This window comes from Pseudomonas orientalis, assembly GCF_022807995.1.
GTDB classification, from domain to species: domain Bacteria; phylum Pseudomonadota; class Gammaproteobacteria; order Pseudomonadales; family Pseudomonadaceae; genus Aquipseudomonas; species Aquipseudomonas orientalis_B.
Genome location: NZ_CP094351.1, coordinates 2310663 through 2336756 on the forward strand (window position 1 = coordinate 2310663; position 26094 = coordinate 2336756).

The window sequence follows — 26094 nt, forward strand, 5'->3', positions numbered from 1 at the left end:
AAGTGGTGTACGTCAATGCTAGCTCGGCCTGGTGTGGCTTTCCCGAGATTGATGTAACCCTTGATGACATCTCGCCTGCAGCCCCCCATTCCGCGCTAATTTTTCCCTCTCCGGTTCGTTTTATAGGGACGACGTGCCTTTGTGCTTCCTGCCTATTGCTCCGGACTCCAACAAATGAATGCTGAAGACTCCTTGAAACTTGCTCGCCGGTTTATCGGGTTGCCCCTGGAAAAACGCCAAGTGTTCCTGCAGGCCCTGCAGAAAGAAGGCGTGGATTTTTCAAGGTTTCCGATTCCGGCAGGAGTGGAGGCCGAGGATCGCCAGGCGCTGTCCTACGCGCAGCAACGCATGTGGTTTCTGTGGCAATTGGATCCGGCCAGTGGCGCCTATAACCTGCCCGGCGCTGTACGCTTGAAGGGTGCGCTGAGCCTGGACGCCCTGGACCAGGCGTTCGCCAGCCTGGTGGCGCGCCACGAAACCTTGCGCACGGTGTTTCAGCGGCAAGCGGATGAGCGTCTGGTTCAGGTTCCAATTGAACCGTCAGGGTTTATCGAGCGCCTGGACCTCAGTACCTTGGCATCCGCTGACCGTGAGCAGGCAGTCGACGCGGCGGCAACGCGTCAGTCGCTGTTGCCGTTCGACCTGGAGCACGGTCCGCTGCTGCGCGTGCAACTGCTCAAGCTCGATGCACACGAGCACGTGTTGCTGCTGACCTTGCACCACATCGTCTCCGACGGTTGGTCGATGAATGTGTTGATTGACGAATTCATCCGTTTCTATGACGCCCATGAGCGCAACGCGGCGCCGCAACTGCCTGCGCTGCCGATCCAGTACAGCGACTATGCCCTCTGGCAGCGCCGCTGGCTGGAAGCCGGCGAGCAGGCGCGCCAGCTGGAGTACTGGCAGGCGCGCCTGGGCGATGAGCATCCGGTGCTGGAGCTGCCGACCGACCGCCCACGCCCGGCCATGCCCAGCTACCAGGGCACACGCCACACCTTCGAGGTCGACCCGGCGCTGGCCACGCAACTGCGCACGTGCGCGCAAAAGCATAATGTCACCTTGTTCATGCTGCTGCTCGGCGCGTTCAATGTGCTGTTGCACCGTTACACCGGGCAGGGCGATATCCGTGTCGGTGTGCCTATCGCCAACCGCAACCGCACTGAAGTCGAAGGGCTGATCGGTTTCTTCGTCAACACCCAGGTGCTGCGCACCGAACTGACCGGACAAACCCGCGTCGCCGAATTGCTGCAAGGCATCAAGGAACATGCCCTGGGTGCCCAGGCTCATCAGGAATTGCCTTTCGAGCGCCTGGTCGAGGCCTTGAAAGTCGAGCGTAGCCTGAGCCATACGCCGCTGTTCCAGGTGATGTACAACCATCAACCGGTGGTGGCGGATATCGCCTCCGTCAGCACCGCCTCCGGTCTGGAATTGGCGCTGGTGGAATGGCAAGGCCGTACCACGCAGTTCGACCTTACCCTCGACACCTATGAAAAGTCAGGCACCTTGCATGCCGCGTTGACGTACGCCAACGACCTGTTCGATGCGCCTTCCATCCAGCGCATGGCCCGACACTGGATCAGCCTGTTGCACGCAATGGTGGCGGACGGTGAACAGCGCATCGGCGAGTTGCCGATGCTGGACGCTGACGAGCAGCAGGAGCTGGTCAAGGCCTGGAACCAGACGGCCACGGCGTACCCGACCGAGCGCGCGATCCATCATCTGATTGAAGATCAGGCCCAACGCACGCCGGATGCGCCGGCGCTGGTATTCGGTGAGGTCAGCCTGACCTATGCCCGGCTTGACGCGCGCGCCAACCAATTAGCCTATGTATTACGCGAGCGAGGCGTCGCCCCGGACGTATTGGTGGGGATCTGTGCCGAGCGTTCCATCGACATGGTCGTGGGCCTGTTGGCCATTCTCAAGGCCGGCGGTGCCTACGTCCCGCTGGACCCGGAATACCCTGGGGAGCGCCTGGCCTACATGATCGAAGACAGCGGCATCGAGCTGCTGCTCAGCCAGCAAAACCTGTTGGCGCGACTGCCGACCGCAGGCATCCAGGTGATTGCCCTGGATCAGCCGGCCAACTGGCTCGACGCCTACAGCACCGAGTCCCCGAACGTCACCCTCCACGGGCTGAACCTGGCCTATGTGATCTACACCTCCGGCTCCACCGGCAAGCCCAAGGGCGCCGGTAACAGCCATCGCGCGCTGGTCAACCGTCTGTGCTGGATGCAGCAGGCCTACGCACTCGATGCCAGCGATGCAGTGCTGCAGAAAACGCCGTTCAGCTTCGACGTTTCGGTGTGGGAGTTTTTCTGGCCGCTGATGACCGGCGCGCGCCTGGTGGTCGCCGCCCCGGGCGAGCACCGTGAGCCGGCACGCCTGATCGAGACGATCAACCGGCACGCCATTACCACCGTGCATTTCGTGCCGTCCATGTTGCAGGCGTTCATCCATGAGCCGGGCGTGGACGCCTGCGCCAGCCTCAAGCGGATTGTCTGCAGCGGCGAAGCCTTGCCGTTGGATGCGCAGCTTCAGGTGTTCGCCAAGCTGGCGAATGCGGCCTTGTACAACCTCTACGGCCCGACCGAAGCCGCCATCGACGTCACCCATTGGACCTGCATCGACGAAGGCGCCGACAGCGTGCCCATCGGCCGGCCGATCGCCAACCTCGGCACCTACGTGCTCGATGCCCAACTCAACCCGGTACCGGCGGGTGTTGCGGGTGAGCTGTACCTGGGCGGCACTGGTCTGGCGCGCAGCTACCATCGTCGTCCGGCGCTGACCGCCGAGCGCTTTGTGCCGAACCCGTTCGTGGCCGGCGAGCGCCTGTACCGAACCGGCGATCGTGTGCGTCAGCGCGCCGATGGGGTGATCGAATACCTCGGTCGCCTCGACCACCAGGTCAAGCTGCGTGGCTTGCGCATCGAACTGGGCGAGATCGAAACGCGCCTGATGCAGCACCCGCAGGTGCGCGAAGCGGTGGTCGTGGTGCACGGCGGCAAGCAACTGGTGGCTTATCTGGTCCTTGAACGCGACGCCCCCGGCGACCTCAAGGCATGGCTGCTCGGCAGCCTGCCGGAATACATGGTCCCGACCCATTTCATCACCCTGGCCAAGCTGCCGGTGACCGCCAACGGCAAGCTCGATCGCAAGGCGCTGCCAGTGCCGGACGCTGCGCCGCAGCAGGCTTTTGCCGCTCCGCAAAACGCCCTGCAACACGCCTTGGCCGCGATCTGGAGCGACGTGTTAGGCATCGAGGCTGTGGGCCTGGACGATAACTTTTTCGAGCTGGGCGGCGATTCGATCATCTCCATCCAGGTGGTCAGCCGGGCCCGTCAGGCCGGCATTCGCCTGAGTCCGCGCGACCTGTTCCAGTACCAGAGCCTGCGCAGCCTGGCGCTGGTGGCGAGCGTCGACGAGCTGAATGCTATTGATCAAGGCCCGGTCAGTGGCGAGGTCATTCTCACGCCGGTGCAGCAGGACTTTTTCGCCCAGGCGATCCCGGCGCGTCACCATTGGAACCAGTCATTGCTGCTGACGCCGCGTGAAACGCTGGAGTTCGCTCGGCTCGACGCGGCCGTGATGCAATTGGTCCAGCATCACGATGCCCTGCGCCTGCGCTTCGTGGCGCAGGCCGAGGGTTGGCAACAGCATCACGCCGCGCAGGTCGGCGCATCGGTGTTGTGGCAGGCCCGTGCCGGCAGCGACGCCGAATTGGCCGCGCTGTGCGATGAGGCCCAGCGCAGCCTGGACCTGGAGCAGGGCCCGCTGCTGCGCGCCGCCCTGGTCGACATGGCCGACGGTACCCAGCGCTTGCTGTTGGTGGTGCACCATCTGGTGGTGGACGGCATGTCCTGGCGCATCCTGCTGGAAGACCTGCAACAGGCTTATCGCGAACAGACATTGCCGGCGAAGACCAGCGCCTACCAGCACTGGGCGCAGCGCCTGCAAGACCGCGCGCAGGCCCTCGATCACCAACTGCCGTACTGGCAGGCGCAATCCATCGATGCCGAGTTGCCGTGTGATCACCCCGAGGGAGGCCTGCAAAATCGCGTGGGCGCCAAGCTTGAAACGCGCCTGGATGCCGAGTACACACGCCGATTGCTGCAAGAGGCGCCGGCAGCCTATCGCACCCAGGTCAATGACCTGTTGCTGACCGCCCTGGCGCGGGTGGTCAGCCGTTGGAGCGCTCAACCTGCCGCGCTGATCCAACTGGAGGGTCATGGCCGCGAAGACCTGTTCGATGGCATCGACCTGACCCGCACCGTCGGCTGGTTTACCAGCCTGTTCCCGTTGCGCCTGCAGGCCGATGGCGAGCTGTCCGGTGCGATCAAGGCGGTCAAGGAGCAACTGCGCGCCGTTCCCGACAAGGGCCTGGGTTATGGCCTGCTGCGCTACCTTGGCACGCCGCAAGCCCGCGAGTCCCTGGCCGGGCTGGCCGCGCCACGCATCACCTTCAACTATCTGGGGCAGTTTGACCGTCAGTTCGATGAATCGGCGCTGTTCGTACCGGCCGGCGAGGGCAGTGGCCAGGCTCAGGACCCCGAGGCGCCGCTGGCCAACTGGCTGACGGTGGAAGGGCAGGTGTATGGCGGTGAGCTGGCATTGCAGTGGGGCTTCAGTCGCGAAATGTTCGACACCTCGACCATCCAGCGCTTGGCGGATGAATACGCCGCTGAACTCAAGGCCCTGATCGAGCATTGCTGTGCCACACCGGCCGGGCAGGTCACGCCCTCGGATTTCCCTCTGGCACGCGTCACCCAGGCGCAGCTTGATGCATTGCCGGTGGCCGGGCCGGCCATCGCGGACTTTTATCCGCTGTCGCCGATGCAGCAGGGCATGCTGTTCCACACGTTGTTGGAGCCCGAGGCCCAGGCCTATATCAACCAGTTGCGCCTGGACATCGACGGCCTCGATCTGCTCGCGTTCGGGCGCGCCTGGCAGGCCGCGCTGGACCGTCACGACATCCTGCGCAGCAGCTTCCATTGGCAGGGCCTGAACAGCGCGCATCAAGTGATTCAGCGCCAGGTCGACCTGCAGCTGCAAGTAGTTGAAGACCCGAGTGCCGATCTCGATGCCCTGGCCGATGCCGAGCGTGAATGCGGTTTCGAACTCAGCAGCGCACCGCTGTTTCGCCTGATGCTGGTGCGTGGCGCAGGGGCCACCTGGCACCTGGTTTTCACCAGCCACCACATCCTCATGGATGGCTGGAGCAATGCTCAATTGCTCGGCGAAGTGCTTGCCCATTATGCCGGCCAAGCCGTGCCCGCACCGCTCGGGCAATTTCGTGATTACCTGGGCTGGCTGCAACAGCAAGGCAACGGCGAAGCCTTCTGGAAAGCCGAGCTGGCGCCGTTGCAGGCGCCGACCCTGCTGGCTCAAGCGCTGCGCGCGCCGGTTGACGGTGCGGGGACTGCAGAGCATCAGCTCGTGTTGGGCAATGACTTCACCCACACCCTCGGCGAGTTCGCCCGCCAGCATAAAGTGACCCTCAACACCCTGTTTCAGGGCGCCTGGAGCCTGCTGCTGCAACGCTACACCGGGCAGGCTTGCGTGGCCTTCGGCGCCACCGTGGCCGGGCGTTCGGCGCCACTGCCGGGCATCGAGCAGCAGTTGGGCCTGTTCATCAATACCTTGCCGATCATCAGCGCCGCTTCGCCGGCGCAATCCGCCGTCAGCTGGCTCAGCCAGTTGCAGGCGCTGAACCTCAGCCTGCGCGATCACGAGCATGTGCCGCTCTACGACATCCAGAGCTGGGCCGGCCAGCAAGGCGCCGCGCTGTTCGATACGCTGCTGGTGTTTGAAAATTTCCCGGTGGCCGAAGCCCTGAAACAAGGCGCGCCGGCCAGCCTGACCTTCGGGCCGATGCATAACCATGAGCGCACCCATTACCCATTGACCCTTGGCATCGAACTGGGCACCGGCCTGCGCCTGGAGTTCAGCTACGACCGCGCGCAATTCAGCCAGACTCAGGTCACGCGGCTGGGCGACAACCTGCACCATCTGCTGACGCAACTGCTGGCAGACGCGCACATCCCCCTGGGCAATCTGCGCCTGCTCGACGCCATCGCGCAGCGCGACATGCTTGCCCTCAGCCAGTTGCCCGCCATCGCCCGACGTAATGAAAACGCCCATGAGCGCATCGCTGCCCAGGCCCAGGCCACGCCGGACGCACTGGCGGTGCAGGCCGGCAGCCAACGCTTGAGCTACGCCCAACTCAACGCTCGGGCCAACCGCCTGGCCCATCGCCTGCTGGCACTGGGCGTCGGCCCCGGCCAGCGCGTGGGCCTGGCGTCGCGACGCGGTCCGCAACTGATCGTCAGCCTGCTGGCGGTGCTCAAGAGCGGCGCGGCGTATGTGCCGCTGGACCCGAAATACCCGGCCGAACGCCTGGCCTACATGCTCGCGGACAGTCGCCTGGACCTGCTGCTCAGCGAAACCGGCTTGCTGACCGATGTGCCGTTGCCGGCCGGGCTGACCCGTGTCGACTTCAGCACCACGGGTGACGAACTGGCCGGCTATCCGGCAACCAATCCGCCCACTCACGCGGCGGCGGCGGACCTGGCCTACGTGATCTACACCTCTGGCTCCACCGGGCAGCCCAAAGGCGTGGCCATCGACCATGCCGCCCTCGGCCAGTTCTGCGACAGCGCCGTGGTGTACAGCCAGTTGAGCGCAGAGGACCGTGTGCTGCAGTTCGCGACCTTCAGCTTCGATGGCTTTGTCGAGCAGTGCTACCCACCGCTGTGCGTGGGTGCGGCGCTGATCATGCGTGGCGATGAACTGTGGGACGCCGGGCAACTGGCGCGGGAGATCGTTGAACAGGGCGTGACCCTGGCCGACTTGCCTGCCGCCTACTGGTACCTGCTGGCCAAGGAATGCGCCATGGACCGCCGCTCCCTGGGCCAACTGCGCCAGGTGCATGTGGGCGGTGAAGCAATGTCCGTAGAAGGCCTGCGCGCCTGGCATGCCGCCGGGTTGGGCGGTGTGCGGCTGGTCAACACGTATGGGCCGACCGAGGCGACCGTGGTGTCCAGCGTGCATGCGTGCCAACTGGAGGATGCCGGCGACGCGTTCGGTGTGCCGATCGGGCGTGCAATTGAGGGGCGCTCGCTCTATGTGCTCGACAGCGGTTTCGAACTGCTGGCGACCGATGGCGTGGGTGAGTTGTGCATCGGCGCCGAGGCCGGTCTGGCCCAGGGCTATTTCGACCGCCCGGCGCTGACCGCCGAGCGGTTCCTGCCCGACCCGTTTTCCGCAGTCCCCGGCGCGCGGTTGTATCGCAGTGGCGACCTGGCCCGTTACAACGAGGCGGGTGCGCTGGAGTACGTCGGGCGTATCGACCATCAGGTGAAGATTCGCGGTTTGCGTATTGAAATGGGCGAAATCGAGGCCGGCCTGCAAGCCTTGCAGCAGGTGCGTGAAGCGGCAGTACTCGCACTGCCGAGTGCCACGGGCATGCAGTTGGTGGCGTACGTGGTGCCCGCTGAGGGCATCGCCCTCGAGACACAGGCGCTGGCGGCCCGTTTGCGTCAGTCGCTGCCGGACTACATGGTGCCCGGGCAGTGGGTGGTGCTCGATGCCTTGCCACTGAACAACAGCGGCAAGCTCGACCGCCGCGCATTGCCGGCGCCGGACCTTAACCTGCACGCCCAGGCTTACGTGGCGCCCCGAACCCCGCTGCAGATCCAGTTGGCGGCGATCTGGCAGGCGGTGTTGCAAGTTGAAAAGGTCGGCCTGGAGGACCATTTCTTCGAGCGCGGCGGCCACTCGTTGCTGGCCACCCAGGTGATCTCCCGGGCACGGCATGCGCTCAACCTGGAAGTGCCATTGCGCGCACTGTTCGAACAGCCGACCCTGCACGCGTTTGCTGACGTCTGTGCAGCGTTGCAAGTGAGCACAGAGCAGCCGTTGGTGGCGCTGGAACGCGACCAGCCGCTGGCGTTGTCCTTCGCTCAGGAACGCCAATGGTTCCTCTGGCAACTGGCCCCCGCCAGCGCCGCCTATCACGTGCCCACCGCCTTGCACCTGCGCGGTCAGCTGGACATCGCCGCGCTGGAGCACGCGTTTCAAGCCCTGGTACAACGCCATGAGCCGCTGCGCACCACTTTCGTGGAGCAGGGCGAGCAGACCCTGCAGGTCATCCATCCAGCCCTGGCAGTGACCATCGAGCGCCAGCGCGTCGATGTGGCGGCGATCGAACAGGCGGTGGCCGAGGAAATCCAGCGCCCCTTCGACCTGCGCAGTGGCCCGCTGATGCGGGTCAAATTACTGGAAGTGTCGGCGCAGCATCATGTGCTGGTGATCACCCAGCATCACATCATCTCCGACGGTTGGTCGATGCAGGTGATGGTCGATGAGCTGGTGGCGCTCTATCAGGGCGACGGCGCATTGCCGGCCTTGCCGGTTCAGTACGCCGACTATGCCCAATGGCAGCGTGACTGGATGGCGGCCGGGGAAAAACAGCGCCAGCTCGCTTACTGGTGCGCGCGCCTGGGCAGTGAACACCCGGTGCTGGAACTGCCACTGGACCATCCGCGCCCGGCAGTGCAAAGCCATCGGGGCGCGCGTCGGCAGATCCATCTGGACAGCGCGCTGGTGGGCGAACTCAAGGCGTTGGCCCGGCGTCAGGACGTGACCTTGTTCATGCTGTTGCTGGCCTCGTTCCAGACCTTGCTGCATCGCTACAGCGGTCAGTCAGAGATCCGTGTCGGCGTGCCGATCGCCAACCGCACGCGCCTGGAAACCGAACGGCTGGTGGGTTTCTTCGTCAACACCGAGGTCATGCAGGCCCAATTGCACGGGCAAATGCCTTTCGAGCAGTTGCTGGCCCAGGTCAAGCAGCGCGCCCTCGAAGCCCAGGCGCATCAGGACCTGCCGTTTGAGCAATTGGTGGAAGCCTTGCAGCCCGAGCGCAGCCTCAGCCATAACCCACTGTTCCAGGTGATGTTCAACCATCAGGACAACCTGCGCGCAGGCCCCATGCGTGTGCCGGGCCTGGCATTGCAGGCGCTGGACTGGGCCGCTCACACCACCCAGTTCGACCTGAACCTGGAAACCGAAGAGTCCGCCGATGGCCTTTGGGCGTCGCTGACGTACGCCACCGACCTGTTCGAGCCGGCGACCCTGGAACGCCTGGCCGGGCATTGGCATAACCTGCTGCGTGCGGTGGTGCGCGATGCGTCACAACCCCTCGACGAACTGGCGATGCTCAGTGCGCCGCAATGGCAGCAAATGATTGAAGACTGGAACCACACGCCCGCCGACTACCCGCACGAGCACTGCGTGCATCAGTTGTTCGAGGCGCAGGCGCTCGCCCGGCCGGACGCCGTTGCACTGCGCTTCAATGGCGACAGCCTGAGCTACGCCGAACTCAACCGCCGGGCCAATCGCCTGGCGCACCGCTTGATCGCAGCGGGCGTCGCGCCCGACGTGCTGGTGGCGGTGCATGTGGAGCGCTCGCTGGACATGGTGGTCGCCCTGTTGGCGACCCTCAAGGCCGGCGGCGCCTACGTGCCGCTCGACCCGCAGTTCCCGGCCGAGCGCCTGGCGTTCATGCTCGAAGACAGCAATGCCCGGGTGCTGCTGACCCAGGCGCATTTGCGCGGTCGTCTAGCACAGCCTCAGGATCTGCAAGTGCTGCTGACCGACGACTGCGACGGTGACTCACACACTCCGCAGGTGGACGTTACGCCGGAGCACCTGGCCTACGCCATCTACACCTCCGGCTCCACCGGCACGCCCAAAGGCGTGATGGTGCGGCACCAGGCGTTGTGCAGCTTTACCTGTGGCATGGCCGATACGTTGTCCATCGACGGCGATGCGCGCCTGTTGTCGTTGACCACGTTCTCATTCGACATCTTCGCCCTGGAGTTGTACGTACCGCTGAGTGTCGGCGCGACGGTGCTGCTGAGCGAACAGGCCATGGCTCTGGACCCGGAAGCCATCCTCGACCTGGCTCACAACCAGGTGGCCAGTGTGCTGCAGGCCACGCCATCGACCTGGCGCATGCTGCTCGACAGCCCGCGCGCGCACCTGCTGCGCGGTATCCAGTGCCTGTGCGGCGGCGAAGCGCTGCCGGCTGACCTGGCCCGGCGCCTGCTCGATCTGCAAGGCCCGGTGTGGAACCTCTACGGGCCGACGGAAACCACCATCTGGTCGGCGGCCCATCGTTTGCACGAGGCGCAGCCTTTTGTCGGACGGCCCATCGCCAATACTTCGCTGTTCATCCTCAATGCCGGGCTCACCCCATGCCCGCAAGGCGCGGCCGGTGAGCTGCTGATCGGCGGCGTCGGCCTGGCGCGCGGTTATCACGCGCGGCCGGCGCTCACTGCCGAGCGCTTTGTACCGGACCCGTTTGGTGCGCCGGGCGCACGCCTGTACCGCACCGGCGATCTGGCGCGTTACCGCGAGGATGGCGTGGTCGAGTACATCGGCCGCGTCGACCATCAGGTCAAGGTGCGCGGCTTCCGTATCGAGCTGGGTGAAATCGAAGCCAGCCTGCGTGAGTATCCAGGCGTGCGTGAAGCGGTAGTGCTGGCGGACAACGATCGCTTGATCGCCTACCTGGTGACCACCACTGCGGTGGATTCACAGGCCTGCAAAGCCGCGCTGCGCGAGCGGCTGCCGGACTACATGGTGCCGACGCACCTGCTTGTACTCGAACGCCTGCCGCTGACCCCCAACGGCAAGCTCGACCGCAAGGCCTTGCCCAAGGTGGATGCCGGTCAGTTGCACAAGGGCCACCTGGCGCCCGCCACCGCACGCGAACAACAGGTCGCGGCGATCTGGGCCGAGGTGCTGGAGGTGCCGCAGGTCGGTCTCGACGATCACTTCTTCGAGCTGGGCGGGCATTCCCTGCTGGCGACGCGGGTGGTGTCGCGGGTACGTCAGGCATTGGCGCTGGAGGTCGCGCTCAAGACCCTGTTCGAGCAGCCCCTGCTGGGCGATTTCGTGCGCGCTCTGGGCGAGGAGGGCAGCACTGCCCCTGCGCTGCTCAAGGCCGACCGTACGCAACCCTTGCCGTTGTCCTATGCCCAGGAGCGCCAATGGTTCCTGTGGCAACTGGACCCGCACAGCACGGCGTACCACATCCCCAGCGCCTTGCGTCTGCACGGCCCGTTGGACCAGGCCGCACTGCAACGCAGCTTTGACGCCTTGCTGGCGCGCCATGAAAGCCTGCGCACTCACCTGCGCCAGGAGGCCACGGGCGCGGTGCAGGTCATCGAAGCGTTGGGCCGGATCGAGATCGGCCGGGGCGCCTGCGACTACGCCGACCTCAAGGCCACCGTCGCTGCCGAGGTCGCACGTCCCTTCGACCTACTGCGCGGGCCGCTGTTGCGGGTCACGTTGTTGCGCCTGGCCGAGGACGACCATGTGCTGGTGCTGGTGCAACACCACATCGTCTCCGATGGCTGGTCGATGCAACTGATGGTCGAAGAACTGGTGCAGCTGTATGCCGCGTTCAGCCAGGATCAAACCCCCGACCTGCCGGCATTGCCGATCCAGTATGCCGACTATGCCGTATGGCAGCGCAACTGGATGGAGGCCGGCGAGCAAACGCGTCAACTGGCCTACTGGCGTGAGCAGTTGGGCGGTGAGCAGCCAGTGCTGGAGCTGCCGTTCGACTTCCCGCGCCCGGCGCTGCCAAGCCATCGCGGTGCGCGTCTGGGCATCGAGTTGGCGCCCAGTCTGCTCGAAGGCCTGCGCACCCTGGCCCGCAACGCCGGCGTCACCTTGCCGATGGTGCTGTTGGCGTCCTACCAGGCGCTGTTGCATCGCTACAGTGGCCAGGAAGACGTACGCGTCGGCGTGCCGGTTGCCAACCGCAACCGCCTGGAAACCGAAGGTTTGATTGGTTTCTTCGTCAACACCCAGGTGCTCAGGGCCGACCTTGACGGGCAGATGAGCGTCGAGCAGCTGCTGCGCCAGGTGCGCCAGCGTTCACTGGACGCCCAGTCCCATCAGGACCTGCCATTCGAGCAACTGGTGCAAGCTTTGCAACCGGAGCGCAGCCTCAGCCTGAGCCCCTTGTTCCAGGTGCTGTTCAATCATCGCGTAACGTCCGCCGAGCGTCAGTTGCAGCAGCTTGCTGACCTGCACATCGAAGTCCTGAACTGGGATGACGGCGTGGCCCAGTTCGACCTGGCGCTGGATGTGGAAGAAAGCCCGACGGCGCTGCATGCCTCCCTGAGCTATGCCACCGACCTGTTCGCGCCTGCCACCATCGCGCGCATGGCCGCGCATTGGCAGAACCTGTTGCAGGCGATGGTTGCCGATCGGACTCAAGCCATCGGCCAGTTGCGCGTGTTGGATCAGGATGAGCAGCAGCACATCCTGCAACTGTGGAACTGCACCGATGCCGGCTACCCGTCCCAGCGGCTGGTGCATGAGCTCGTGGCCGACCGTGCGCGGGAAACCCCGGATGCGGTGGCGGTTAAGTTCGATGCGCAAACCCTCAGTTACGCTGAACTTGACACTCGGGCCAACCGCCTGGCCCACGCGCTGATTGCCCGTGGTGTCGGCCCGGAAGTGCGCGTGGCCATCGCCATGCCGCGCAGCGCCGAGATCATGGTGGCCTTCCTCGCCGTGCTGAAGGCCGGTGGCGTGTACGTGCCGCTGGATATCGAATACCCGCGTGATCGCCTGCTGTACATGATGCAGGACAGCCGCGCGCAATTGCTGCTCAGCCATACCCACGCCCTGGCGCAGTTGCCGGTGCCCGATGGGCTTGAGACCCTGGCGATTGACTGCAGCGAGCAATGGGCGCACGGCAGTGACAGCGCGCCGAACGTCGCCCTCGACGGCGACAACCTCGCTTACGTGATCTACACCTCCGGTTCCACCGGCATGCCCAAGGGCGTGGCGGTGTCCCACGGGCCACTGGTGGCGCACATCATTGCCACCGGCGAGCGCTATGAAACCCGCCCGGCCGATTGCGAACTGCACTTCATGTCGTTCGCCTTCGACGGCGCCCATGAAGGTTGGATGCACCCGTTGATCAACGGCGCCAGCGTGCTGATCCGCGACGACAGCTTGTGGCTGCCGGAATACACCTATGAGCAAATGCACCGGCACAACGTGACCATGGCAGTGTTCCCGCCGGTGTACCTGCAACAACTGGCCGAACATGCCGAGCGCGACGGCAATCCACCGGCGGTGCGGGTGTACTGCTTCGGCGGTGATGCCGTGGCCCAGGCCAGCTACGACCTGGCCTGGCGCGCGCTGAAACCGACCTACCTGTTCAACGGTTATGGCCCGACTGAAACCGTGGTCACGCCGCTGCTGTGGAAGGCGCGCAAAGGCGACCCGTGTGGCGCGGTGTATGCGCCCATCGGCACCTTGCTCGGCAACCGCAGCGGCTACGTGCTGGATGCGCAGCTCAACCTGCAACCCATCGGCGTGGCCGGCGAGTTGTACCTGGGCGGCGAGGGCGTGGCGCGGGGCTACCTGGAGCGTCCGGCGCTGACCGCCGAACGTTTCGTGCCGGACCCGTTCGGCAAGCCCGGCAGCCGTGTGTATCGCAGCGGCGACCTGACCCGTGGGCGTGCGGATGGCGTGGTGGACTACCTGGGGCGTGTCGACCATCAGGTCAAGATCCGTGGCTTTCGTATCGAGTTGGGCGAAATCGAAGCGCGCCTGCGCGAACAGGACAGCGTCGGTGAAACCGTGGTGGTGGCCCAGGACGGCCCCACCGGCAAGCAGTTGGTGGCCTATGTGGTGCCGGCCGATGCCACGCTGGCCGACCAGGCCGAATTCCGCGACACCCTGCGTCGCGCCCTGAAAACCGGCCTGCCGGACTACATGGTTCCGGCGCACTTCGTGTTCCTCGCGCACATGCCGCTGACCCCCAACGGCAAACTCGACCGCAAGGGCCTGCCGCTGCCGGACGCCAGCCAGATGCAACAACGGTACGTGGCGCCGCAAACCGAACTGGAACAACAGATCGCCGCGATCTGGTCCGACGTACTGCACCTGGCGCAAGTGGGCCTGAACGACAACTTCTTCGAAGTCGGCGGGCACTCCCTGCTGGCCATCCAGATCACCTCGCGGGTGCAGGGCGAGCTGGGCCTGGACGTACCGCTGATGGAACTGTTCCAGACCGAATCGCTGCATGCCTACGTACAGGCCGCAGCCACCTTCCGCGCCGGCAGCGTGGAAGATTTTGATGATCTTCGTGACTTTTTGAGCGAACTAGAGGCGATTTGAACCATGCTTTCCAACCCTAACATCGACCTGGTGTCGCGCTTTCTTCGCCTGCCTCTGGAACAACGCCAGCAGTTTTATCAGCGCCTGCAAGGCCGAGGCATGAGCTTCGCTCAACTGCCGATTGCTTGCATCCGTGAAGACGGCCAACGTTTGCCGCTGTCATACGCCCAGGAGCGTCAGTGGTTTCTGTGGGAGTTGGATCCCGGTAGCGCCACTTACCACATCCCCGGCGCCTTGCGTTTGCACGGTCGGCTGGACCTGGCGGCATTGCAGCGTAGCTTCGACAGCCTGCTGGCCCGACACGAGAGCCTGCGCACGCATCTGGTCGAAGAGGGTGAGCAGGTGTGGCAGGCCGTGCTGCCCCAGGCACGGGTTGAGATTCAACAAGGGCAGATTGATGAAGCACAGTTGATGGCACGAGTGGAAGCGGAGGTGGCGCGGCCGTTCGATTTGCACCAGGCTCCGCTGCTGCGCGTAACCTTGCTGCAACTGGCTGAAGATGAGCATGTACTGGTGATGGTGCAGCACCACATTGTCTCCGACGGTTGGTCGATGCAGGTGATGGTCCGGGAGCTGGTGCAATTGTATGCCGCGTACAGCCAGGGCCAGACGCTGCAATTGCCGCAGCTGCCGATCCAGTACGCCGACTATGCCCTGTGGCAGCGCGGCTGGATGGAAGCGGGGGAGCGGGTGCGACAACTGGCCTATTGGCAGGCGCTGCTGGGCGGTGAACAGCCGGTGCTGGAACTGCCGCTGGACCGTCCGCGCCCGGCGCAGCAAAGCCATCGCGGCGCGAGCCTGGAGCTGCATCTGCAGCCCGAACTGGTCGCCGGCCTCAAGCGTCTGGCGCAGCAAGAGGGCGTCACCCCATTCATGCTGCTGCTCGCTTCCTTCCAGACCTTGCTTTACCGCTACAGCGGGCAGTCGGATATTCGCATCGGCGTGCCGATTGCCAACCGCAACCGCGTCGAAACCGAGGGGCTGATCGGCTTTTTCGTCAACACCCAGGTGCTCAAGGCGGACCTGGACGGGCAGATGAGCTTTGTCGAGTTGCTGCAACAGGCCAAGCGACGTTCCCTGGAAGCCCAGGCCCACCAGGACCTGCCGTTCGAGCAACTGGTGGTGGCGCTTTCGCCTGAGCGCAGCCTGAGCCACAACCCCTTGTTCCAGGTGATGTTCAACCATCAGACCGACGCCCAGGGCGGGCGCGACGGCCAGCAACTGCCGCGCCTGCGCGTGACGGAGCTGGACTGGGACAGTTGCACCACGCATTTCGACCTGAGCCTGGACACCCACGAGTCGGTCGAAGGGCTTTGGGCGGCGCTGAACTACGCCACCGATTTGTTCGATGCGGCGACCATCGAGCGCCTGGCGCAGCATTGGCAGCAGTTGCTGCAGGCGGTCGTCAGCGCCCCGCACAGCCTTCTGGCCGAGCTTTCGCTGCTGGATGTCGCCGAGCAGCAGCGCATGCTCCAGGACTGGAACGCCCCGGCCTGCGCCGGTGAATTGCAAGGCGTGCACCGGCTGTTCGAAGCCCGGGCCGCCGCGCAGCCCGAACGCCAAGCCCTGGCCCTGGACGACCAGGTCCTCAGCTACGGCGAACTGAACCGCCAGGCCAACCGCCTGGCGCATTACTTGATCGCTCAAGGCATCGGCCCGCAGGCCTTGGTCGGGATCGCCGTGGAGCGCTCGTTTGCCATGGTGGTCAGCCTGTTGGCGGTGCTCAAGACCGGCGCTGCCTATGTGCCGCTGGACCCTGGGTACCCCCGCGAACGTCTGGTGCACATGCTCGAGGACAGCGACGTGCGCCTGGTGTTGACCCAGTCGCACCTGCGTGATCGCCTGCCATTGCCTGCGCACGTGGCTGCTGTGGAAATCGACCTGGCCCAGGCACAGTTGGCGCTGTGTGATGAACACAATCCAGCCGCTGTTTTCGAACCGCTGAGCCTGGCCTATGTGATCTACACCTCGGGTTCTACCGGCAAACCCAAGGGGGTTGCCGTCAGCCATGGCGCGTTGAGTGAGTTCGCCGGCATCGCCGCCGATTATTCGCAGCTGGTCGCACAAGACCGGGTATTGCAGTTCGCAACCTTGAATTTCGACGGCTTCGTCGAGCAGTTGTACCCGGCCCTGACCCTTGGCGCCACGGTGGTGCTGCGCGGCCCGCAATTGTGGGACGGTGCCGAGCTGTATCGGCAGATCATCGAGCAGGGCATCACCCTGGCCGACTTGCCGACCGCCTACTGGAAGCTGTTCCTGCAGGATTGCCTGGCGGCGGGCGCGCGGTCTTACGGCGCTTTGCGCCAGGTTCATATCGGTGGCGAAGCCATGCCCCTCGACGGCCCGTTGTTGTGGCAACGCGCGGGCCTGGGCCATGTGCGGCTGCTCAACACCTATGGTCCGACCGAGGCGACGGTGGTCTCCAGCGTGCTGGACTGCACCGACCCCGACGTGATCAGCGGCGTCACCGCCAGCCCCATTGGCCGCGCACTACCCGGGCGCGGCCTGTATGTGCTGGATCGCGACCTGAACCTGCTGCCCGCCGGTGCCGTGGGCGAGCTCTACATCGCCAGCGCCAGCGGCCTGGCCAGCGCTTATCTGCGGCGCCCGAGCCTGACCGCCGAGCGCTTTGTCGCCAACCCGTTCAGCGCGTGCGGCGAGCGGCTTTATCGCAGCGGCGACCTGGCGCGTTATCGCGCCGATGGCGTGGTGGAGTACGTCGGGCGGGTCGACCATCAAGTGAAGATCCGTGGTTTTCGCATCGAACTGGGTGAGATCGAAACGGTGCTGTTGGCGCAGGACGGCGTGCGTGAAGCGCTGGTGCTGGCCGTTGACAACCAATTGCTGGCCTACCTGGTGCCCGCGCAACCGTCGAGTGAAGCCGAGCGGTTGATGAGTACCCTGCGCGAACAGCTGCCGGACTACATGGTGCCGGCGCACTTGATCTACCTCGAGCGCATGCCGCTCAACCCCAACGGCAAGCTGGACCGCCAGGCACTGCCCAAGCCTGACGCCAACGCGGCACAACAGGACTGGCAGGCGCCGGTCACCGCGTTGCAACAGCAGATCGCTGCGATCTGGGCCGATATTCTCGGTGCCGACAACGTCGGTTTGAACCAGCACTTCTTTGAACTGGGCGGGCATTCCCTGCTGGCGATGCAAGTGGTGTCGCGCATTCGCCAGACGCTGCAGCGCGAGGTGCCGCTCAAGGCCTTGTTCGAACACCCGCGGCTGGACGCGTTTGTCGCGGCATTGCAGGCCCAGGACAGCCTGGCGCCGAGCGCACCGCCGTTGATACCGGTGGGACGCGAGCAGGCCTTGCCGCTGTCCTATGCCCAGGAGCGTCAGTGGTTTCTCTGGCAATTGGAACCGCACAGCGCCGCCTACCACATCCCCAGTGCATTGCGCCTGGAAGGACAACTGGACCTGGGCGCATTGCAGCGCAGTTTCGATGCGTTGCTGGCCCGGCATGAAAGCCTGCGCACTTGTCTGCGCCAGGAGCATGACCGTGCGGTTCAAGTGGTCGCGCCATCGGCGTCGCTGCAGATCGCTCACGCCGATGTCGACGAGGCTGAACTCCAGGCGCAGGTCGAGGCGCAGATCGCGCAGCCGTTCGACCTGGAACACGGCCCGTTGCTGCGTGTGTCGCTGCTGCGCCTGGCTGCTGATGAGCATGTGCTGGTGCTGGTGCAACACCACATCGTCTCCGATGGCTGGTCGATGCAGGTGATGGTCGAAGAACTGGTGCAGCTCTATGCGGGTTACAGCCAGGGCGAGGAAGTGCAGCTGCCGGCATTGCCGATCCAGTACGCCGACTATGCCGTGTGGCAGCGCAATTGGATGGAGGCGGGTGAGAAAGACCGTCAGCTGGCGTACTGGCGCGAAAGGCTCGGCGGCGAGCAAAGTGTGCTGGAGTTGCCGTTCGACCACCCGCGTCCCGCCGTGCAAAGCCATCGCGGCGCACGCCTGGCCTTCGAGCTGGACCCCGAACTGAGCCAGCAGCTCAAGGCCTTGGCCCGGCAACAGGGCGTGACCCTGTTCATGTTGCTGCTGGCGTCGTTCCAGACCCTGCTGCACCGCTACAGCGGCCAGGAAGAAATCCGCGTCGGCGTGCCCATCGCCAACCGCAACCGCAGCGAAACCGAGCGGCTGATCGGCTTCTTCGTCAATACCCAGGTGCTCAAGGCGGACCTGCACGGCCAGATGAGCGTCGAGCAGTTGCTGCAACAAACGAGGCAACGCGCGCTGGAGGCCCAAGCCCATCAGGACCTGCCGTTCGAACAGTTGGTGGAAGCCCTGCAACCGGAACGCAGCCTGAGCCACAACCCGCTGTTCCAAGTGATGTTCAACCACCAGACCGATGTCGGCCAGGCCCAGGTCCAGCAGCACCTGCCGCACCTGCTGGTCCAGGGGCTGGAATGGCAAAGCAAGACCGCGCATTTCGACCTGGACCTGGATATCCAGGAATCCACCGAAGGCATCTGGGCCACCCTCGGTTATGCCCAGGACCTGTTCGAAGCCGACACCGTGCAACGCATGGCGCGTCACTGGCAGAACCTGCTGCAGGGCATGGTCGCCAACCCTCGGCAACCGCTCGGTCAGTTGAACCTGCTGGACGCCGCCGAGCAGCAACAGATCTTGCATCTGTGGGATCGCAGCGCCTCCGGCTTCTCGGCCCGGCGCCTGGTGCATGAGTTGGTCGCCGATCGCGCGCGGGAAACCCCGGATGCGGTGGCGGTGAAGTTCGCCGACGAGCAGCTCACGTACGACGAGCTGGATCGCCAGGCCAACCGCCTGGCCCACGCGCTGATCGCCCGTGGTATCGGCCCGGAAGTGCGCGTCGCCATCGCCATGCCGCGCAGCGCCGAGATCATGGTGGCGTTCCTCGCCGTGATGAAGGCCGGCGGCGTGTACGTGCCGCTGGATATCGAATACCCGCGTGATCGCCTGCTGTACATGATGCAGGACAGCCGCGCGCGGTTGCTGTTGACCCACTCGACGGTGCAACAGCGCCTGCCGATTCCGCAAGGCCTGCAAGCCCTGGCGGTGGATCAGCTGCAGGACTGGTCCGATGACAATTACGCGGCGCCGAACGTCGCCCTCGACGGCGACAACCTCGCCTACGTGATCTACACCTCCGGCTCCACCGGCATGCCCAAGGGCGTGGCGGTGTCCCACGGGCCCCTGGTGGCGCACATCATCGCCACCGGCGAACGCTATGAAACCCGCCCGGCCGATTGCGAACTGCACTTCATGTCGTTCGCCTTCGACGGTTCCCATGAAGGCTGGATGCACCCGTTGATCAATGGCGCCAGCGTGCTGATCCGCGACGACAGCCTGTGGCTGCCGGAATACACCTATGCGCAGATGCACCGGCACAACGTGACCATGGCGGTGTTCCCACCCGTTTACCTGCAGCAACTGGCCGAACACGCCGAGCGCGACGGCAACCCCCCGGCGGTGCGGGTGTACTGCTTCGGCGGTGATGCCGTGGCCCAGGCCAGCTACGACCTGGCCTGGCGCGCGCTGAAACCGACCTACCTGTTCAACGGCTACGGCCCGACTGAAACCGTGGTCACGCCGCTGCTGTGGAAGGCGCGCAAAGGCGACCCGTGTGGCGCGGTGTATGCGCCCATCGGCACTTTGCTCGGCAACCGCAGCGGTTACGTATTGGACGCGCAGCTCAACCTGCAACCCATCGGCGTGGCCGGCGAGTTGTACCTGGGCGGCGAGGGCGTGGCCCGGGGTTACCTTGAGCGTCCGGCGCTGACCGCCGAACGTTTCGTGCCGGACCCGTTCGGCAAGCCCGGCAGCCGTGTGTATCGCAGCGGTGACCTGACCCGTGGGCGTGCGGATGGCGTGGTGGATTACCTGGGGCGTGTCGACCATCAGGTGAAAATCCGTGGTTTCCGTATCGAACTGGGCGAAATCGAAGCGCGCCTGCGCGAACAGGACAGCGTCGGCGAAACCGTGGTGGTGGCCCAGGAAGGCCCGACCGGCAAGCAACTGGTGGCCTACGTGGTACCGCTGGACCCGGCGCTGCTGGACGATGCCGTCGCCCAGGCCAACGGCCGCGAAGCCCTGCGCCGCGCCCTGAAAACCCGGTTGCCGGACTACATGGTGCCCACGCACCTGATGTTCCTCGAACGCATGCCGCTGACCCCCAACGGCAAGCTCGACCGCAAGGGCCTGCCGTTGCCGGATGTGAGCCTGATGCAGCAGGTGTATGTGGCGCCGCAGAGTGAGCTGGAGCGCAAGATCGCTGCGATCTGGTCCGACGTGCTGCGCCTGCCGCACGTGGGCTTGCATGACAACTTCTTCGAGCTGGGCGGCGACTCGATCATGTCGATCCAGGTGGTCAGCCGGGCGCGTCAGGTCGGGGTGCACTTTTCGCCCAAGGACCTGTTCCAGCACCAGACCGTGCAGAGCCTGGCGGCGGTCGCCCGGGAAGGCGGGGGCGCGGTGTTGCTGGATCAGTCGGCGCTGAGCGGTGAACTGCTGCTGTTGCCGGTGCAACAGGCATTTTTTGCCGATGACATACCCCAGCGCCACCACTGGAACCAATCCGTGGTGCTGCAACCGCACCAGCCGTTACAGGCGTCGCTGCTGGTGGCGGCGCTCGAGGCGCTGATCGTGCACCACGACGCCTTGCGCAGCACGTTTGTGCAGGGGCCGGCAGGCTGGAGCGCGGCCTACCGTGGGCCGCACCTGCACCAGGCCGACCAGGTGCTGTGGCAGACCACCTTGAATACGCTCGAGGAGCTTGAAGCCCTGGGCGAAGAAGCCCAGCGCAGCCTTGACCTGGAGGCGGGGCCGTTGTTGCGTGCGGTGCTGGCGCAGTTGGCCGACGGCTCCCAGCGTTTGTTGCTGGTCATCCATCACCTGGTGGTCGACGGCGTGTCCTGGCGCATCCTGCTCGAAGATTTGCAAAGTACCTACCAGCAACTGGCCCAGGGCGCCACCGTGCAACTGCCGGCCAAGACCAGCGCCACCCGCGCCTGGGCCGAGCGCCTGCAGACGTATGCGCGCAGCGAAGCCCTGCAACATGAACTGGCCTGGTGGCAGGCGCAACTGCAGGGCAGCCCTTCCGGCTTGCCGGGCGCCGACCCGCAGGCCAGTTTGAGCAACCACCTGGCGCTGAGTGTGACGACGCAGCTGGACCCAACCTATACCCGCCGCTTGCTGCAGGACGCGTCGAGCGCCTATCGCACCCAGATCAACGATCTGTTGCTGACCGCCCTGGCCCGTGTGATCACACGCTGGACCGCTGATGCGTCGATGTTGATCAGGCTCGAGGGCCACGGCCGCGAAGACCTGTTCGACGAGATCGACCTGACCCGCACCGTCGGATGGTTCACCAGCCTCTACCCGTTGCAATTGCTGCCGGCCGCCACCCTGGCCGGCTCACTCAAGCAGATCAAGGAACAACTGCGCGCCGTCCCCGACAAAGGCCTGGGCTTTGGCGCCTTGCGTTACCTGGGCGACGCCGAGGCTCAACAGGCATTGGCCGCGTTGCCACGCCCGCGCATCACGTTCAACTACCTGGGGCAGTTCGACGCCAGCTTCGACAGCGCCGAGCAGCCAGGGCTGTTTGTGCCTTCCGGCGACGCCAGCGGTGCCGAGCAAAGCCCGCAGGCGCCCTTGGGTAACTGGCTGGAAATCAACGGCCAGGTGTATGGCGGCGAGTTGAAGTTGAACTGGAGTTTCAGCCAGGCGATGTTCGCGCCAGCGACTGTCCAGCAATTGGCCGATGAGTATGCCGAGGAACTCAGGGCGCTGATCGACCACTGCTGTGAGCCAGCCAACCGCGGCGTGACGCCTTCCGACTTCCCCCTGGCGAACCTGACCCAGCAGCAGTTGGATGACCTGGCGCTGAACGTATCCGAGGTCGAAGACCTGTACCCGCTGTCGCCCATGCAGCAGGGCATGCTGTTCCAGTCGCTGTACGGCGAAGGCACAGGTGACTACATCAACCAGATGCGCATCGACGTGCAGGGCCTGGATGTACCGCGCTTCCACCAGGCGTGGCAGGCGGCGGTCGAGCGCCACGAGATCCTGCGCAGCGGTTTTGTCTGGCAGGCTGAGTTGGCGCAGCCATTGCAGGTGGTCTACAAACAGGTGCGCATTCCGTTTGTCGAACTGGACTGGCAGGCCCGCAGCGATGCCATCCAAAGCCTCGACAGCCTGGCCGAATCGACACGGGCCCAGGGCTTTGTGCTGGAACAGGCGCCGCTGTTGAGCCTGACGGTGGTGCGCACCGGTGCGTCGAGCCATCACTTGATCTACACCAATCACCACATCCTGATGGACGGCTGGAGTGGTTCGCAGTTGTTTGGCGAAGTCCTGCAACACTATGCGGGTGAGCCGTTGCCGGCGCCGACCGGGCGTTATCGCGATTACATTGCCTGGCTGCACGCCCAGGACAAGGCGCTCAGCCAGGCGTTCTGGAAAGACCAGTTGATCGACTTGCAGGAACCTACGCGCCTGGCGCGTGGCGCACAGGTGCAGGATGACACGGCCCTGGCGATTAACGGTGAGCATCGCCTGAGTCTTGATGCGCCGCAGACCGAGCGCCTCAAAGCGTTCGCACAGCGTAACAAAGTCACCCTCAACACCTTGGTGCAAAGCGCCTGGCTGTTGCTGCTGCAGCACCACACCGGCCACGCCACCGTGGCGTTCGGTGCCACGGTGGCAGGGCGTCCGGCGCAATTGCGCGGGATTGAACAGCAGGTCGGCCTGTTCATCAACACCTTGCCGGTGGTGGCGACCCCGGATGCACAGATGCCGGTCAGCCAGTGGCTGCAGCAGATCCAGCAGCAGAACCTGAGCTTGCGTGAGCAGGAACACACGCCATTGTTCGAGATCCAGCGGTGGGCCGGGCTGGGCGGCGAAGCGCTGTTCGACAGTATCCTCGTCTTCGAAAACTACCCGGTGTCCGAGGCCCTGGAGCAGGGCGCGCCGTCGGGGCTGCGCTTTGGCGCAGTGCATAGCCTGGAGCAGACCCACTACCCACTGACGGTCCTGCTGGCGATAGGCGACAGCCTGGGCGTGGAGTTCAACTACGACCGCAAGGCCTTCAGCGCAGCGCATATCCAGCGCCTGGCCGAACACTTCCAGCAATTACTCATGGCATTGGCAGACGATGCTTCCCAACGCCTCGGCGCATTGCCAACCCTGGCCGCCGCCGAGCGCGCGACGCTGGTGCAGACATGGAACGCCACTGCTGTGGAATATCCGCTGGATCAAGCGGTGCATCAGTTGATCGAGGCACAGGTGCAGCGCACGCCGCATGCTCCGGCGCTGGTATTTGCCGGGCAGACCTTGAGCTACGCGCAGTTGAACGCCCGGGCCAACCGCCTGGCCCATCGCCTGATCGCTGCCGGCGTCGGCCCGGACGTACTGGTGGGGCTGGCGCTGGAACGCTCGATCGAAATGGTCGTGGGTTTGTTGGCGGTGCTCAAGGCGGGCGGTGCGTATGTGCCGCTGGACCCGGAATACCCGCGTGAGCGACTGGCCTACATGCTGCAGGACAGCGCTGTGCAACTGCTGTTGACCCAAGCCCACCTGCAGGCGCAATTGCCGGTGCCTGCCGGCGTGCAAAGCCTTGTACTGGAAAGCAACGAGGCCTCGCTGGACGCTTTCAGCGCCCACAACCCGAACGTCGCCGTGCAGGGCGAAAACCTCGCCTATGTGATCTACACCTCCGGCTCCACTGGCCAGCCCAAGGGCGCCGGCAACCGCCATTGTGCGCTGATCAACCGGCTGTGCTGGATGCAGCAGGCGTATGGCCTCGAGGCCCGCGACAGCGTACTGCAGAAAACGCCGTTCAGCTTTGACGTGTCGGTGTGGGAGTTCTTCTGGCCATTGATGACCGGCGCACGCCTGGTGGTGGCAGCACCGGGCGATCATCGTGACCCGGCGCGGCTGGTCAGCCTGATCAACGCGCACCAAATCACCACGCTGCATTTCGTGCCGTCCATGCTGCAAGCCTTCCTGCAAGACGCAGAGGTGGCCTCGTGCCGCAGCCTGCAACGCATTGTGTGCAGTGGTGAAGCGCTGCCCGCCGATGCCCAGCAGCAGGTCTTCGCCAAGCTGCCTGGCGCCGAGTTGTATAACTTGTATGGCCCGACCGAAGCGGCTATCGACGTGACCCACTGGACCTGCGTCGAAGAAGGCCGCGACGCCGTGCCGATTGGCCGGCCGATCGCCAACCTGGCGTGCTATGTGCTGGACGCCAATCTGGAACCGGCGCCGGTCGGCGTGTTGGGTGAGTTGTACCTGGGCGGGATCGGACTGGCGAGGGGTTATCACCGTCGCCCCGCGCTGACCGCCGAGCGCTTTGTCACCGACCCGTTCGGCAGCGGCGCGCGCCTGTATCGCACCGGTGACCTGGCACGCTATCGCGACGATGGCGTGATTGAATACGCCGGGCGCATCGACCACCAGGTCAAACTGCGCGGGCTGCGCATCGAGCTGGGTGAGATCGAAGCGCGCCTGCTGGAACACAGCAGCATCCGTGAAGCGGCAGTGCTCGCGGTCGACGGCACCCACCTGGTGGGTTACGTGGTGCTGCAACAGCCGCAGGACGATTGGAAAGTCGCGTTGGTTGCCCATCTGGCCGCGCAGTTGCCGGACTACATGGTGCCGGCGCAATGGGTGGTTTTGGCGCAGATGCCGCTGAGCCCGAACGGCAAGCTGGATCGCAAGGCATTACCCAAGCCAGAGGCCCACGGCACCGGGCAGTACCAGGCACCTTGCAGCGAAATAGAGCAGCAGGTCGCGGCGATCTGGAGCGAGGTGCTGGGGGTGGAACGCGTGGGGCTGCACGACAATTTCTTCGAGCTGGGTGGCCATTCGTTGCGGGTACTGATGCTCAAGGAGCGCATCCGCAAGGTCAGCGGCGTGAATTTGTCGGTCAGCCAGTTAATGCTCAATCCGACCGTGGCGGGGCAGGTCGGCTGCTTGCAGGGCGATCACCGAACGTCGTTGATCGTCAGGCTCAACCAGCAGACCGAAGGCACGCCGTTGTTCCTGTTCCACCCAAGCTTTGGCTCGGTGCATTGCTACACCGCGATTGCCCTGGCACTGCGCGAGCAGCGCCCTGTATTCGGAGTGATGTGCCGTGCATTGGCCGAGGAGGGCGCGGCGGTGCCGCACTGGCAAGTGATGGTCGAGGATTACATCGCGCAATTGCTGATGGCCCAGCCTCAGGGAGCGTTCCGCCTGGCAGGCTGGTCGTTGGGCGGCAACCTGGCGATGGAAGTGGCGCACGGCCTGGAACAGGCGGGGCGTGAAGTGGAGTTTGTCGGGTGGATCGACGCCGCGCCGCCGCAGTGGGTCAAGCCCTACTGGGATGCGGTGGAAGTTGGAGAAGATCGTGAGGTGTCGGCCAACGAGCGCCGCGCCGCTTTACTGGGCGTGATGTTTCCTGAGTTTGCCGAGGCGATACAGCGTGCCTGGGAGCAATGCCAGCGCGATGCCGACGATGAGGCGGGTCAATGGCAAGGGTTCGTGAGCTGGGCTGAGCAGGCATTGGGCGAACCCTTTACCGCCATCAAGGAGCAATTGCTGCAGGGCAATGAAGCGCAGATTGCCTGGGACGTCGACCGCGCGTTGAGCGAACGGATGGTCGCGGCCGACTTCAAGCCGATCAAGGCGCCAGTCAGTTGCTGGTGGGCGTCCATGAGCCGGGCAGGGCGCTTCAGGGAATTGATCGAACAGCAGATGGCGACAGTGATCAGCCAGGGACGCATCGAGCGTTCGGTGATGATCGAGACGGACCACGACGGCATTGTCGACAGCGCCGCGTTCATCCGCAGCTTGGCGGAGGCGATGGGGTAACCCGTATCCAATGTGGGAGGGGGCTTGCCCCCGATGGCGGTG

The 26094-nt window shown here is 64.9% G+C and carries 2 protein-coding genes; both read left to right on the forward strand.

The window, feature by feature from the left end:
• The first annotated feature begins 174 nt into the window (after positions 1-174).
• Entirely contained in the window at positions 175-14211 is a 14037-nt protein-coding gene (locus MRY17_RS10390) for a non-ribosomal peptide synthase/polyketide synthase (RefSeq protein WP_243353700.1), read from the forward strand.
• A 3-nt stretch (positions 14212-14214) separates the two neighbouring features.
• The gene (locus MRY17_RS10395; RefSeq protein ID WP_243353701.1) at positions 14215-26052 is read left to right on the forward strand and encodes a non-ribosomal peptide synthase/polyketide synthase; all 11838 of its coding nucleotides are present in this window, start codon (positions 14215-14217) and stop codon (positions 26050-26052) included.
• Positions 26053-26094: the final 42 nt, after the last annotated feature.

Excerpts from the sequence above, each read along its gene's own strand:
- MRY17_RS10395 (WP_243353701.1), top strand. The coding sequence starts at position 14,215 with ATGCTTTCCAACCCTAACATCGACCTGGTGTCGCGCTTTCTTCGCCTG.
- MRY17_RS10390 (WP_243353700.1), top strand. The coding sequence starts at position 175 with ATGAATGCTGAAGACTCCTTGAAACTTGCTCGCCGGTTTATCGGGTTG.